This window comes from Bacillus sp. MMSF_3328 (assembly GCF_030733525.1).
GTDB classification, from domain to species: Bacteria; Bacillota; Bacilli; order Bacillales; family Cytobacillaceae; genus Bacillus_AB; species Bacillus_AB infantis.
This window is the reverse complement of record NZ_JASHIV010000017.1, coordinates 1-13,240: the sequence shown is the minus strand read 5'-3', so window position 1 is coordinate 13,240 and position 13,240 is coordinate 1. Positions and strand designations below refer to the sequence as shown.

Here is a 13,240-nt window from a genome sequence, read left to right as displayed (position 1 = left end):
CCGGAGGTTGTCTCATATATTCATAGTGCGACAGGAGAGACAAGGCTATCCGATTTGCCAGCCGGCATTCAACCCGCGGCTGCTGTCCGGCTTGCCAAGCCTCTCCTTCAGAACGCGGAATGCCTGTAAGAAGGCAGGAAGCGCACAATTGATGAAATGAGACAGAAGGGGTTGAAGGAATGAAGAAAAGATTGTTCATGCTTCTCGCCGGGCTTTTGGCCATCTTTGCCTTAACTGCCTGTGGAACTAAATCACAAGAGGATGTGGTGAAGGAGCTTGGCGGAAAAGTGGAGGAACTGAAGGGATATAAAGCAGAAGCGAAAATGACCCTTCAGATGGGCACGGAGCCCCAGACTTATGCGATTGAAATCTGGCATAAAGAACCTGCTTACTATCGCGTCAGTCTGAAAAATCCTGAAAAGAATCAAAGCCAGATGATCCTCCGCAATGATGAAGGCGTTTTTGTCCTGACACCGGCCCTCAACAAGAGCTTCAAGTTCCAGAGCGACTGGCCGCAGAACAGCAGCCAGGCTTATCTGTACGAGTCCCTGCTGCAGGATATCCTCGAAGATAAAGAGGCGAAATTCAGCGCTACCAAAGAACATTATGTTTTTGAAACAAAGACGAGGTACCAGAACAACAAGATGCTTCCTTACCAGGAAATCACCCTTGATAAAAAGGACCTGGCCCCTGTCAGCGTCAAGGTCATGGATTCAGACAGGAACCCGCTGGTGACCGTCGACTTCTCAAAGGTTGACTTCAAGGCTGCCCTTGATAAAAAAGATTTCGACACCCAGAAAAATATGACCGGGGCCCAGATTGAGGTTCCAGTCATGGCAGAAGAAGCGGCCAGTGAGGAATTCTCTGTCAAATATCCGCAGGCGGAGCTTGAAAATGTCAGCCTGATCGATGAAAAAGAAATCAGCATGGAGGACGGCAAACGCTTTATCCTGACATACGGCGGCGACAAGTCCTTCACACTCATCCAGGAAAAAGCAGATGTCATGCCGGCAAACACCTCCTATACTTCCGAATCAGGGGAGCCGGTGGATCTTGGCTTCACAATAGGGGCCATAGACGATAATAAAATCAGCTGGACCCACGGCGGAGTGGAATATATCATCGCATCCAGCGACCTGACGAGGGAAGAAATGGTCATGCTTGCACAATCAGTGCAGGGAGATGCAGTGAAATAATGGAAAGGCAGATGCTCTGGAACGGGCATCTGCCTTCTTTTTGCGGAGGCTGGAAGAGTGAAAGCTGCCTCCGCATTTCGATTTGTCCAGCTCCGGCTCCTAGGTGCTCGAGTCATAAGCCACTTTGGAACCGAAGGCAAAGAACGCCTTCAATCCCAAATCGTCTTATGCTTGTCGCACCTGAACAGTCGCCTCCGCATTTCATTTGTCCAGCTCCGGGCGCTAGCCCCTCGAGTCATAAGCCAATCAGGCCAGAAGGTTAAAGAACAACCTTCCGTCCTGCTCGTCTTATGCTTGTCGGGGCTGAGCAAGCGCCCTCCGCATTTCTTATTTGACATTAAGATTCCAGAGTTCGATAATAATTTGTATACTTTTTGAACGGAAGGAAAAGGACGTGAATGGCAATGGATTATCCCACAGGGTTTTACCGGGATACATGGGCTGAAATTAATCTTGATCATATAAAAGAAAATGTGAAATCAATGAAGAAGCTTCTTCCTGGAGATGTGAAGCTCTTTGCTGTAGTGAAAGCAAACGGATACGGGCATGGAGATATCCAGGCTGCGGGGGCGGCCCTTGAGGCTGGGGCGGATTGCCTGGCTGTTGCCTTTTTGGATGAGGCTCTTTCCCTCAGGCAGAGGGGAATTGAGGCCCCGATTCTGGTATTAGGTGCCAGCAGGCCTGAGGATGCACCACTGGCTGCATCTGCGGACATAACCCTGACGGTTTTCCAGGTAAACTGGCTCGAGAAGGCACTTCCTTGTCTGCAAGGGAAGAGACTGACTTTTCATGTAAAGCTCGATACCGGAATGGGTCGGATCGGCGTAAGGGAGAAGGACGAGCTGCTTGCCATTGAGAAGCTTGCAGGGCGGGAGGATGCCTTTGAGCTGCAAGGCATCTATACTCATTTTGCAACAGCTGATGAACTGGACGATTCCTATTTCCGGGAGCAGCTCGGCAGATTCAGGGAAATGCTGTCATGGCTCGGCAAGGTGCCGGAAATGGTCCATACCAGCAACAGTGCTGCTTCGCTCAGATTTCCAGAAGCACGCTTTAATGCTGTCAGAATGGGAATCAGCATGTACGGCCTCACCCCATCGCCGGAAATTGAGCATGAGCTGCCATTCCCGCTAAAGGAGGCTTTCTCGCTTCATGCCAGGATCGTGCATGTGAAAAAGCTCCAAAAAGGTGATAAAGTCAGCTATGGCGCCACCTATGAAGCAGAAGGCGACGAATGGATCGGCACCCTCCCAATCGGCTATGCAGACGGCTGGATCCGCAGGCTGCAGGGTCAGGAAGTGCTGGTGAACGGGAGCAGAGTCCCCATTGTAGGAAGGATCTGTATGGATCAATGCATGATCCGCCTGCCATACGGGGTGGAACCTGGAACAGCTGCGACCTTGATAGGTGCGCAGGGGGACAGTATGATCTCCGTCAATGAAATTGCGGCAAAGCTTGAGACCATCAATTACGAGGTCACCTGCATGATATCCAGCCGGGTGCCACGCGTGTATAAGCAGGAAGAAAAGACTGTGGATCTGAATAACCCGCTTCTCGGCAAGCAGGGCAAGCTTTGAACGGGGGAGCTCCCTGCTGCTCCCGTTCCAGCTAAGCCATTTCATTCATATTTCAGGAAATAAATGCGTATTAATGCATAAAAGGATATTTTTTTGGCCGATAATACAGAGGAATTGCTGATTAGTCCTTTGCACAGCAGCTGAATAATGGTAATATAAAAAATGGTAGAGATAAAAAATGGTGTGTAGTGATGGTGGAGGTGTATGTTTGTGTCTGAGTCCAGCGCAACAACAGAGATCATGGTAAAGTTACCGCAGCATCTTTTAACCGAGTTAGAAAGCTTTGTTAAGCAGGAGAATGTCAATCGGAGCGAATTCATTTATCAGGCAACGAAAATGTATTTGCGTGAGCGGAAGAAGAGACAAATTCGTGAGTCGATGAGAAGAGGCTACATGGAAATGGCAAAAATTAATCTGACGATTGCATCTGAGGCATTCCAAGCGGAATATGAGGCAGAACACACAGTTGAACGTCTAGTAAGCGGAGGATAATCCTTTGATTGTCAAACGTGGCGACGTTTATTTTGCAGACCTATCCCCAGTTGTTGGTTCAGAACAAGGCGGCGTACGTCCAGTACTTGTCATCCAAAACGACATCGGGAATCGGTTCAGTCCCACAGTAATAGTTGCAGCCATTACAGCCCAAATTCAAAAAGCTAAGCTGCCTACTCACGTTGAAATTGATGCGAAGCGTTACGGTTTTGAACGAGACTCTGTCATTCTGTTGGAACAAATTCGTACAATTGATAAACAACGCTTAACCGATAAGATAACCCATCTCGATGACGAAATGATGGAAAAAGTGGATGAAGCTTTGCAAATAAGCTTGGGTCTAATTGAATTCTAGTTATAAGCACGCACGCTCTTTCAGGGTGTCTTTTTATAACACACAGATTCGCTGTGTCTTCCGGAAAACCAAGAGATAAAGGATTTGCTTTATCTCGGGTACATATCAAATTTTAACCTACTTAATATTGTGTATCTGCTGAGGACAAGCATGTGTGTTGCTTGTCTTTTATTATGTCTATTTTTGCTGGACAGGATAGATTGCAAAGGTTTAATCATCCGAAAAACGGGTAAAATTAAAAGTCTTTCTTCTAGTTCCAATACTTAGAGGTTTTATTTGACTGTGCCTAACTGTTATCATTAAATGGTATATATATATATTTTTTGTTTACATTTTTAAATTTGGTTTACAAGTGCCGGGTAACTCCATCTTTAGAAATATTTGTATGTTAAAATGGGGAGGATCAAATGGATAAAAAGGTTTTGGATTATATTCAAGCTCGAAAAGATGAGATCTTCAATGAATGGGTTAGCAGCACGAAGGAAAACGCGGATGAAAGGGTGATACGCGTAGTTTCGGACCAGGTTTTCACAGGTACGAGCTATGAGTTCATCGATTTGATTATATCGAATATAAAGGGGACGAATGAGGAGTTCACCTCCAAACTGTCCGATTTTGCCGAAAAAGTAGTCCGGCTCGGCTGGCCGCTGAGTTTTGTGACGAAAGGGCTTCAGACTTTCGGAAAAATCGTTTTTGATGGAATGCAGGGGGAAGGGCTGATTACCTCTGAGAACCAGCTGGAAATCGTCAAGGACTTTGAAAGCTGGATGACGCCCGTCTCCAATGAAATTGTCGATATGTATTCCTCGACCTGGGAAAGAACCGTCTCCCTGCAGAAAATCGCCCTTCAAGAGCTGTCCGCTCCATTAATCCCTGTTTTTGAAGGTATTACTGTAATGCCCCTGGTGGGCACCATAGATACGGAACGTGCAAAGCAAATCATGGAGAATCTCCTGAATGGAGTGGTCAAACATCGATCGGAAGTGGTTTTAATAGATATCACAGGCGTGCCTGTCGTGGATACCATGGTGGCTCATCATATCATTCAGGCAGCAGATGCCGTCCGCCTGGTGGGCGCCAAGTGCATGCTTGTCGGGATCAGGCCTGAAATAGCCCAGACCATCGTGAATCTGGGGATTGACCTGAATCAATTTACAACGAAGAACACACTGAAAAAGGGAATTGAAGCAGCACTTGAGCTGACTAGCCGTAAAATTGTAGCTGTGGAGGGAGAACAGTGAGAATACCTATATTAAAATTGCATGACTGTCTGCTAGTGTCCATTCAATGGGAACTTGATGACCAGACAGCACTCCAGTTTCAGGAAGACTTGCTTCATAAGATCCATGAAACCAGTGCAAATGGGGTTGTTATAGACTTAACATCCATTGACTTTATCGATTCTTTTATTGCCAAGGTCCTTGGCGACGTTATAAACATGTCCAAACTGATGGGTGCAAAAGTCGTCATTACCGGTATACAGCCAGCTGTAGCTATTACGCTAATTGAATTAGGCATAGGGTTAGATGATGTCCTTACTGCATTAGATCTAGAAAAAGGTTTGGAGAAACTTCAACAGGAATTGGGGGATTAAACTGTATGGGTATCCAATCCTGCGTAAAAATCATTAATGAATGGGACATCGTAGCAGCACGCCAGCTGGGGCGTAATGTTGCAAAGGAGCTTGGGTTCGGTACAGTGGACCAGGCCCGTATTACGACGGCCATCAGTGAACTGGCCAGGAATATATACTTATATGCCGGACAAGGTCAAATATGTATAGAGAAAATTTATGACGGCGGCAAAGCGGGATTGCAGATCGTAGCAGTGGACAGCGGCCCTGGAATAAATGATATGCGCCAAGTCATGGAGGATGGGTTCTCTACCTCCGGCGGACTGGGAGCCGGTCTGCCAGGGGTTAAGAGACTGATGGATGAATTCTATATCAGCTCATCACCCGGAGACGGTACAGATATAAGAGCGACTAAATGGCTTCGTTAGGGGGAGGCATTATGGATTTCCGAGAAATGATGGAATCAAAGTATCGGGATATTCTAGAGAATTATTTAAAAGACCAGTCAGAACAGACGCTGTATCAAGGTCAAAAATTCAGTAGAAAATCCATTGAACATAAAATATCACCAGAGGAAATCATCAGTCTTCACAAAAGTCTTCTGTTTGAAATTTATCCTGATCTTCCCGAAAATGTACTTCATTCCTTTGATGTGCTGCTTGAAGTGATGATCGGCTACGGCCTAGCATACCGCGAGCATCAGAGCTTAAGGCATAAACAGGAAGAATTGAGGTCCGAAATGGAAATTGCTGCGAACGTCCAGCAGACACTGCTCGGCACGAGCGTACCTGCTGTCGATTCCCTTGACATTGGGGCAATCAGTGTTCCGGCAAAACATATGAACGGGGACTATTATCATTTTGTTCAGGATGAGCATAATAACATAAGCATCGCCATCGCCGATGTCATCGGCAAAGGGATTCCAGCGGCCCTGTGCATGTCAATGATCAAATATGCCATGGACAGCCTGCCGGAAAACCGCCATGAGCCAAGCAGTGTGCTTGAGAACCTGAACAGGGTTGTAGAGCAGAACGTCGACCCGAGCATGTTCATTACCATGTTCTACGGAATGTACAATACGGAAAGCCATCTTTTCCATTACGCGTCTGCAGGCCATGAACCCGGTTTCTATTATAATGCTGAAAAAGATGAATTCAGCGAGACGACTGCCAAAGGGCTTCTGCTCGGGGTCGACAAGCGGACGAAGTATAAGCAGTTCGAGAAGGAGGTTCATCCCGGGGACATGATCGTGCTTATGTCTGATGGGGTGACTGAGTGCCGGACAGATGAGGGCTTTATTGAAAAAGATACGCTGATTGGATATATACGCAAATACATCCATCTCAGCGCGCAGGAGATAGTCACAAATATTTATAAAGAACTTGAAAAGCTTCAGCATTTTCAATTGCGTGATGATTTTACATTAATAATATTAAAAAGGAATGTTTAGCGTCTCATCGCGCCGGGTATATGGTAAGAGCAATTGACATGTTAAGAGGTGGGGTCTAGTTATGAATATTACGATAGATTTGAAAGAGAATGATACACTGGTACAAGCTAAAATCAGCGGAGAAATTGATGCATATACGGCTCCGAAGCTAAGAGAATCATTATTCCCGCTTTCTGAAAAAGAGGCAGTTGAAATGGTTGTGGACCTTTCGGAAGTATCTTATATGGACAGTACAGGATTAGGCGTTTTTGTCGGGGTTTTCAAAAATGTACGCTCCAACAATGGCAAGTTTCAGATTGTCGGCCTTTCTGAACGTCTGAAAAGACTGTTCGAAATTACGGGCCTAGCCGATATTATTGATATTAACAGCCAGATTGAGGGTGGGGTACAATGAATCAACCGTTTGATTACTTAGAAATGAAAATTCCGGCCAAGCCCGAGTTTGTCGGAGTTATCCGGCTGACATTGTCAGGCATTGCAAGCCGAATGGGATTTTCTTATGATGAAATAGAAGATTTGAAAATCGCGACAAGTGAAGCTTGCACAAACGCTGTGCAGCATGCTTATAAAACGAGCGAAAAAGGTGAAGTGGTTATTGGCTTTGGCCTATATAACGACCGTCTCGAGGTTATGGTGGCTGACAGCGGTAAAAGCTTTGACTTCCAATCTGCACGCGAAGGCATCGGTCCCTATGATCAAACGGATTCTGTCGAATTTCTGCGTGAAGGAGGACTGGGCCTTTACTTGATCGAAACATTGATGGACGAGGTTAGAATCCATCATAAAGAGGGTGTGACGGTCTTTATGACCAAGTACCTGGAAGGAGAGCAGGTGGAGAGGGATGCAGAAACAATCTCAACCTAACCAGAGATCCAAAGAAGAAATAAACGAATTAATCAAAGCCTACCAGGAAAACCAGGATGAAGAAGCCCAGGAGATACTGGTAAGAAACTATAAAGCCCTGGTTGAGACAATAGCCAGGAAGTACTCAAAGGGACGCTCTTATCATGAGGATATCGCACAAGTGGGAATCATTGGCCTTCTGGGGGCCATACGCCGCTATGATGAAACCTTCGGGAAAAGCTTTGAAGCTTTTGCTGTCCCGACGATTATTGGGGAAATCAAGCGATTCCTGCGCGATAAAACATGGAGTGTTCATGTACCTCGCCGGATAAAGGAATTGGGGCCGAAGATCAAAACAACGGTCGAAGAACTGACGACCCAGCTCCACCGTTCACCAAGGGTTGATGAAATAGCGGATGAAATCGGGGTCTCCGAAGAGGAAGTACTGGAAGCAATGGAAATGGGCAAGAGCTATCAGGCCCTTTCTGTCGATCACTCCATTGAAGCCGATTCTGATGGAGGGACGGTTACCCTTTTAGATATTGTAGGTAATGTGGATGAAGGATTCGAAAAGGTCAATCAGCGAATGGTACTTGAAAGAGTGCTCCATGTCCTGACAGACCGTGAAAAACAAATCATTCAATACACCTATCTGGAGAATATGAGCCAAAAAGATGCCGGCGACAAGCTTGGGATTTCCCAAATGCATGTGTCAAGGCTGCAGAGAAGGGCCATTAAAAAGCTCCAGGAAGCGATCAATGCTGAAAGCAATAACTCGGAGTGCCTTTCATGACGCATATTGTCAAAGATAATCTTGAGGTCCTCGCTCATCAGACAGCAAAAGAAGGAAAATCTCAATGTGGGGATGGCTATTTTTTTACAGCAACAGAGGAATACTTTGTCTGTGTCCTGGCAGATGGACTGGGAAGCGGCCAATATGCCCATGAAGCTTCTTCTGCTGTCATCCAGGTGGTAGAAGAAAACCATCAGGAAGATGTTGATACCCTTATGAAGCTGTGCAATAAAGTGCTGGTTCAGAAAAGGGGAGCGGCAGTTTCGGTATTCAAGGTTGATCTTATCAATAAAGAATTTGTATATAGCTGTGTCGGGAATATCAGATTCTTTTTGTATTCAGCAGCAGGCAAATTGACTTATCCGCTCCCAGTAACAGGATATCTGTCCGGAAGGCCGCAGGTGTTCAATACACAGCGGTTCAATTATGAAGCCAAATCCAAATTTCTTATCCACTCGGATGGCTTTAATATCAGCGGAGTAAAGTCCCTGCTCAAAAGCTTTATGCCGATTGATTGTATTGCCGAAGAGATTAAAAGCAAATACTCAAACAGCACTGATGATTCGACCTTTATTATTGGGAGCCTGCTCTAATGAGAGCCGGCTTTTTTTCTTTGTTTGGGAAACTTCAATACATTTGATAAAATAGTGGTAGAAAATCGAAGGTTGTGGGGGATTGAATTTGGAGAAGACTGCACATAAACAGGAAGAGATGTTAAAGCTCGTGTCAGCTGAATTGAAGATAAACAGCAAACAGGTGAAAAGTGTCATCAGCCTGCTCGAGGATGGGAATACGGTTCCTTTTATTGCCCGGTACCGGAAAGAGCAGACAGGTGCATTGGATGAGGTGCAAATCAGGGACATTATGGAGAGGTGGCAATACATACAGAATCTTGAACAGCGGAAGGAAGAAGTGCTGCGGACGATAGAGGAACAGGGTAAGCTGACGCCGGAGCTTGCTGCCCAAATCGGAAAAGCGGTCAAACTGCAGGAGGTAGAGGATCTGTACCGCCCTTATAAGCAGAAGCGGAGGACAAAGGCTACCCAGGCGAAGGAAAAAGGGCTTGAGCCGTTTGCAGAGTGGATGCTAGCGTTCACTAAAGAACCGGTTGAAGAGAAAGCGGCTGTATTTATTTCTGAGGAAAAAGGTGTGAATACAGCTGAAGAAGCGATTGCTGGTGCCAGGGATATCATTGCTGAAATGGTCTCTGATGATCCGGAAAGCAGAAAATGGATCAGAAGGGAAACCTTCAAAAGCGGTAAAATTGAAACTTCTGTAAAAGATGCAGACAATGATGAGAAAAAGGTCTATGAAATGTATTACGAATATGAGGAGCCGATCAGTAAAATCGTTCCTCACAGAATACTGGCTGTAAACCGCGGAGAAAAGGAAGATATCCTCAGAACGGCAATCCGGCCGAATATAGATATGATGCAGAGCTATTTGAAGAAAAAATGGATCAAGAATCTTTCCTCCCCCTCTGCTGTACCGGTAAGCGAAGCGATTGAGGATGGGTACAAAAGGCTGATCCAGCCGTCCATCGAGCGGGAAATCCGGAATGAATTGACGGAGAAGGCAGAAGAACAGGCCATCCATATATTCTCGGAGAATTTGAGGAACCTCCTGCTTCAGCCGCCTCTTAAAGGAAAGGTTGTTCTTGGGGTGGATCCTGCGTACCGTACAGGCTGCAAACTGGCAGTTGTTGATGAGACGGGAAAAGTAATGGACATTGGCGTTATATATCCTCATCCGCCGGTGTCTAAAACAAAGGATGCAAAAGAAAAAGTAAAACAAATCATTAAAACTTTCAAAGTCGAGATGGTAGCGATCGGAAACGGTACGGCTTCAAGAGAAACCGAGCAATTCATTGCAGATATCCTAAAAGAACTGAGCGGCGATATTTATTATATTATTGTTAACGAAGCCGGGGCGAGTGTTTATTCAGCATCAGACCTTGCCAGGGAAGAATTTCCGGATTTCCAGGTGGAAGAGCGCAGTGCTGTATCTATCGCCCGCCGCCTGCAGGATCCATTGGCCGAGCTGGTGAAAATTGATCCCAAATCTGTAGGGGTAGGCCAATACCAGCATGATGTATCTCAAAAAAGGCTGAGCGAATCCCTTACATTTGTCGTCGAAACAGCCGTAAACCAGGTCGGCGTTAATGTTAATACGGCATCATCTTCTCTCTTGCAGTATGTGGCAGGATTATCAAAGACAGTTGCCAATAATATTGTTAAGAAAAGAGAGGAAGAAGGCAAATTCCTATCAAGGGTCCAGCTGAAAAAGATTCCCAGACTGGGAGCCAAAACTTATGAGCAAGCTATCGGCTTTCTGCGCATTGCGGGTGGAAAGGAGCCGCTTGACAGGACGAGTATCCACCCGGAGAGCTACCAGGATGCCGTTAAGCTTCTGTCCAGGCTTGGGTTTAAAACAACTGATATTGGATCAGAAGAGCTGAAAGCAGCACTTGCCGGAATTGATATCAAACAAACAGCGGAAGAGCTTGAAACAGGTGAACTGACGCTCAAGGATATCATTGATGCTCTTAGGAGCCCTGCGAGAGATCCGAGAGATGATCTCGCTAAGCCTATCCTTAAAACAGATGTTTTGAAGCTTGAAGATTTAAAGCCTGGCATGGAGCTTCAGGGAACAGTCAGGAATGTAGTAGATTTTGGTGCTTTTGTCGATATCGGCGTAAAGCAGGACGGGCTTGTCCATATATCAAAGCTGCGAAAACAGTTTGTTAAGCATCCACTGGATGTTGTATCGGTGGGAGATGTGGTGACAGTGTGGGTCGACAGTATTGACAGCCAAAAGGGAAGAGTGGCCCTGACCATGCTTTCTGATCAATAATCAATTACAGGAGGAGGAGTGTCAGTATGCGCTCCCCCTTTTTATTAATTCACTGCAAGTGTTTCTTTCTATAGAAATACCAGCACTGGTTCAGCAATTTAATCTGATATCGGTTTTTCTCCAGGAATGCACGCTGAATCTGATTTTGAAACCATGTAGGCATAGGAACCCTCCTGTAGTAAAATCTGTATATATAGCCTATGCAGGGCAAGGTTGTCACGTGAACCTGCGGTGCTGATAAAACAAAGTAAAAAGGGCATAACTAGAAAGGATACAAAGGAATGAACGATCAAGAACTCCAACTGCTGACCGAAAGGATTTCAAAAGAATATTTTCAAAAGCCATTCCGGCACAAAGCTTATTTTAATCCTCGTTTGCGGACAACCGGAGGCAGATATATTTTAAGCACCCATAATATTGATATAAATAAAAGCTATCTTGATCAGCTGGGAAGAGAAGAGCTGATCGGCATCATCAAGCATGAGTTATGCCATTATCACCTCCATCTGGAGGGGAGGGGATACCAGCATAAAGACAAGGATTTCAGATTGCTGTTAGAACAAGTGGGTGCACCAAGATTTTGCTCTGCTTTACCGGACAGGCCAAAGAGGAAGGCGGCTAAAGTAATTGCCTATACATGCTCAGGCTGCGGCCAGCTCTATAAGAGAAGGCGGTCGATCAATACATCGAAATATGTATGCGGAAAGTGCAGGGGAAGGCTCGTGAAGTCAGGAGAAATCAAGGCAGATTAAGATTAAAAAGTCCTATTAAAACTTTTTCAAAAACATAGTTGACTTTTGGTTTCTGGGTTCTTATAATAGTAAGAGTCGATAAGATGTTAAAGACATTCCGCAGTAGCTCAGTGGTAGAGCATTCGGCTGTTAACCGAACGGTCGCAGGTTCGAGTCCTGCCTGCGGAGCCATATGGGGAAGTACTCAAGTGGCTGAAGAGGCGCCCCTGCTAAGGGTGTAGGTCGGGCAACCGGCGCGAGGGTTCAAATCCCTCCTTCTCCGCCAGATGCAACCTGGTTTTATGATGGCCCCTTGGTCAAGCGGTTAAGACACCGCCCTTTCACGGCGGTAACACGGGTTCGAATCCCGTAGGGGTCACTTGTAATATATTGTTTTCTTTCTTAAAGATGGTCCCGTGGTGTAGCGGTTAACATGCCTGCCTGTCACGCAGGAGATCGCGGGTTCGATTCCCGTCGGGACCGCCATTTTTCTCAAAAAAACATTGGGCTATAGCCAAGCGGTAAGGCAACGGACTTTGACTCCGTCATGCGTTGGTTCGAATCCAGCTAGCCCAGCCATTTTTGAGCCATTAGCTCAGTCGGTAGAGCATCTGACTTTTAATCAGAGGGTCGAAGGTTCGAGTCCTTCATGGCTCACCATTTAATTTCTATATGCGGGTGTGGCGGAATTGGCAGACGCACCAGACTTAGGATCTGGCGCCGCAAGGCGTGGGGGTTCGACTCCCTTCACCCGCATCAGCATTATTTACCAGTTGATATTTACTTAATTACCTGGTATACTAAGTTTTGCTGTCACTTATAATATGCGGTCGTGGCGGAATGGCAGACGCGCTAGGTTGAGGGCCTAGTGGGGGTTAACCCCGTGGAGGTTCAAGTCCTCTCGGCCGCACCAAAAAACTTATTGACAACCGAAGTTGGTTGTGATAAGATATAAAAGTTGCTTCTTAAAAAAGCAAACTAAAATATGCGCCCGTAGCTCAATTGGATAGAGCGTCTGACTACGGATCAGAAGGTTATGGGTTCGACTCCTTTCGGGCGCGCCATATTTTACGGGGAGTAGCTCAGCTTGGTAGAGCACTTGGTTTGGGACCAAGGGGTCGCAGGTTCGAATCCTGTCTTCCCGACCATGAGTATTTTAAGTTTAATATGCGGGTGTAGTTTAATGGTAAAACCTCAGCCTTCCAAGCTGATGTCGTGGGTTCGATTCCCATCACCCGCTCCAATTTAAAGATTGTTCTTTGAAAACTGAACGAACAAAAACGTCAACGTTAATCTTAATTTTTTATCAGAGCTAAATCTTACTCTTATATGGAGAGTTTGATCCTGGCTCAGGACGAACGCTGGCGGCGTGCCTAA

At 45.9% G+C, this 13,240-nt stretch carries 15 protein-coding genes and 11 tRNA genes; 25 read left to right on the top strand and 1 reads right to left on the bottom strand.

From position 1 onward, the window contains the following. Positions 1-179: 179 nt before the first annotated feature. The 13 genes from RBB45_RS20430 to RBB45_RS20370 all read left to right on the top strand — a co-directional run bounded on the left by RBB45_RS20430 (position 180) and on the right by RBB45_RS20370 (position 11,132). Positions 180-1,196: a LolA family protein gene (locus RBB45_RS20430; protein ID WP_022543252.1), complete on the top strand. Its 1,017-nt coding sequence runs from the start codon at positions 180-182 to the stop codon at positions 1,194-1,196. Positions 1,197-1,594: 398 nt separating this feature from the next. Beyond that, the gene (gene alr / locus RBB45_RS20425; RefSeq protein WP_009795784.1) at positions 1,595-2,773 is read left to right on the top strand and encodes an alanine racemase; all 1,179 of its coding nucleotides are present in this window, start codon (positions 1,595-1,597) and stop codon (positions 2,771-2,773) included. A gap of 210 nt (positions 2,774-2,983) precedes the next feature. Then, on the top strand, positions 2,984-3,265 hold the full coding sequence (locus RBB45_RS20420; RefSeq protein ID WP_009795786.1) for a CopG family ribbon-helix-helix protein: 282 nt from the start codon (positions 2,984-2,986) through the stop codon (positions 3,263-3,265). A gap of 4 nt (positions 3,266-3,269) precedes the next feature. Then, positions 3,270-3,620 (top strand): type II toxin-antitoxin system endoribonuclease NdoA, encoded by a 351-nt coding sequence (gene ndoA / locus RBB45_RS20415; protein ID WP_009795787.1) that lies wholly within the window; start codon positions 3,270-3,272, stop codon positions 3,618-3,620. A 407-nt stretch (positions 3,621-4,027) separates the two neighbouring features. Continuing rightward, positions 4,028-4,861, top strand: a complete 834-nt coding sequence (locus tag RBB45_RS20410) for an RsbT co-antagonist protein RsbRA (protein WP_009795788.1) — start codon at positions 4,028-4,030, stop codon at positions 4,859-4,861. Then, entirely contained in the window at positions 4,858-5,214 is a 357-nt protein-coding gene (locus RBB45_RS20405; protein WP_009795789.1) for an STAS domain-containing protein, read from the top strand. The genes RBB45_RS20410 and RBB45_RS20405 overlap by 4 nt, the downstream gene beginning before the upstream one ends. Before the next feature lie 5 nt (positions 5,215-5,219). Then, positions 5,220-5,621 (top strand): anti-sigma regulatory factor, encoded by a 402-nt coding sequence (locus tag RBB45_RS20400; protein ID WP_009795790.1) that lies wholly within the window; start codon positions 5,220-5,222, stop codon positions 5,619-5,621. Positions 5,622-5,632: 11 nt separating this feature from the next. Next, a complete protein-coding gene (locus RBB45_RS20395) occupies positions 5,633-6,643 on the top strand; it encodes a PP2C family protein-serine/threonine phosphatase (RefSeq protein ID WP_022543254.1) in 1,011 nt (336 codons plus the stop codon). Between the two features lie 61 nt (positions 6,644-6,704). Next, a complete protein-coding gene (locus RBB45_RS20390) occupies positions 6,705-7,037 on the top strand; it encodes an anti-sigma factor antagonist (protein WP_009795792.1) in 333 nt (110 codons plus the stop codon). After that, positions 7,034-7,507 (top strand): anti-sigma B factor RsbW, encoded by a 474-nt coding sequence (rsbW, locus tag RBB45_RS20385; RefSeq protein WP_009795793.1) that lies wholly within the window; start codon positions 7,034-7,036, stop codon positions 7,505-7,507. Before RBB45_RS20390 ends, rsbW begins: the two co-directional genes overlap by 4 nt. Continuing rightward, positions 7,485-8,279 (top strand): RNA polymerase sigma factor SigB, encoded by a 795-nt coding sequence (gene sigB, locus RBB45_RS20380; protein WP_009795794.1) that lies wholly within the window; start codon positions 7,485-7,487, stop codon positions 8,277-8,279. Before rsbW ends, sigB begins: the two co-directional genes overlap by 23 nt. Then, positions 8,276-8,872, top strand: coding sequence for a PP2C family serine/threonine-protein phosphatase (locus RBB45_RS20375; RefSeq protein WP_009795795.1), 597 nt, complete (start codon positions 8,276-8,278; stop codon positions 8,870-8,872). The genes sigB and RBB45_RS20375 overlap by 4 nt, the downstream gene beginning before the upstream one ends. A gap of 118 nt (positions 8,873-8,990) precedes the next feature. Next, a complete protein-coding gene (locus tag RBB45_RS20370) occupies positions 8,991-11,132 on the top strand; it encodes a Tex family protein (RefSeq protein WP_371931640.1) in 2,142 nt (713 codons plus the stop codon). 49 nt (positions 11,133-11,181) lie between these two features. Here the strand turns inward: RBB45_RS20370 and cmpA are convergent, their stop codons facing one another. Next, positions 11,182-11,295, bottom strand: coding sequence for a cortex morphogenetic protein CmpA (gene cmpA, locus RBB45_RS20365; RefSeq protein WP_009795797.1), 114 nt, complete (start codon positions 11,293-11,295; stop codon positions 11,182-11,184). 118 nt (positions 11,296-11,413) lie between these two features. On the opposite strand from cmpA, the gene RBB45_RS20360 reads away from it, so the two are divergent. From RBB45_RS20360 to RBB45_RS20305, 12 genes are all read left to right on the top strand, one after another. Beyond that, complete coding sequence (locus tag RBB45_RS20360; protein WP_009795798.1) at positions 11,414-11,884, top strand: SprT family protein; 471 nt, start codon at positions 11,414-11,416, stop codon at positions 11,882-11,884. A gap of 96 nt (positions 11,885-11,980) precedes the next feature. Then, positions 11,981-12,055: transfer RNA gene (locus RBB45_RS20355), tRNA-Asn, on the top strand. A gap of 3 nt (positions 12,056-12,058) precedes the next feature. After that, positions 12,059-12,149 (top strand) — tRNA-Ser (locus RBB45_RS20350). 21 nt (positions 12,150-12,170) lie between these two features. After that, positions 12,171-12,242, top strand: a tRNA-Glu gene (locus RBB45_RS20345). A 31-nt stretch (positions 12,243-12,273) separates the two neighbouring features. After that, positions 12,274-12,349 (top strand) — tRNA-Asp (locus RBB45_RS20340). 18 nt (positions 12,350-12,367) lie between these two features. Beyond that, positions 12,368-12,442: transfer RNA gene (locus RBB45_RS20335), tRNA-Gln, on the top strand. A 5-nt stretch (positions 12,443-12,447) separates the two neighbouring features. Beyond that, positions 12,448-12,523: transfer RNA gene (locus RBB45_RS20330), tRNA-Lys, on the top strand. A 14-nt stretch (positions 12,524-12,537) separates the two neighbouring features. Continuing rightward, positions 12,538-12,619 (top strand) — tRNA-Leu (locus tag RBB45_RS20325). A 70-nt stretch (positions 12,620-12,689) separates the two neighbouring features. Next, a tRNA-Leu gene (locus RBB45_RS20320) sits at positions 12,690-12,776 on the top strand. A 74-nt stretch (positions 12,777-12,850) separates the two neighbouring features. After that, positions 12,851-12,927: transfer RNA gene (locus RBB45_RS20315), tRNA-Arg, on the top strand. 7 nt (positions 12,928-12,934) lie between these two features. Continuing rightward, positions 12,935-13,011, top strand: a tRNA-Pro gene (locus RBB45_RS20310). A gap of 21 nt (positions 13,012-13,032) precedes the next feature. After that, positions 13,033-13,106: transfer RNA gene (locus RBB45_RS20305), tRNA-Gly, on the top strand. Positions 13,107-13,240: the final 134 nt, after the last annotated feature.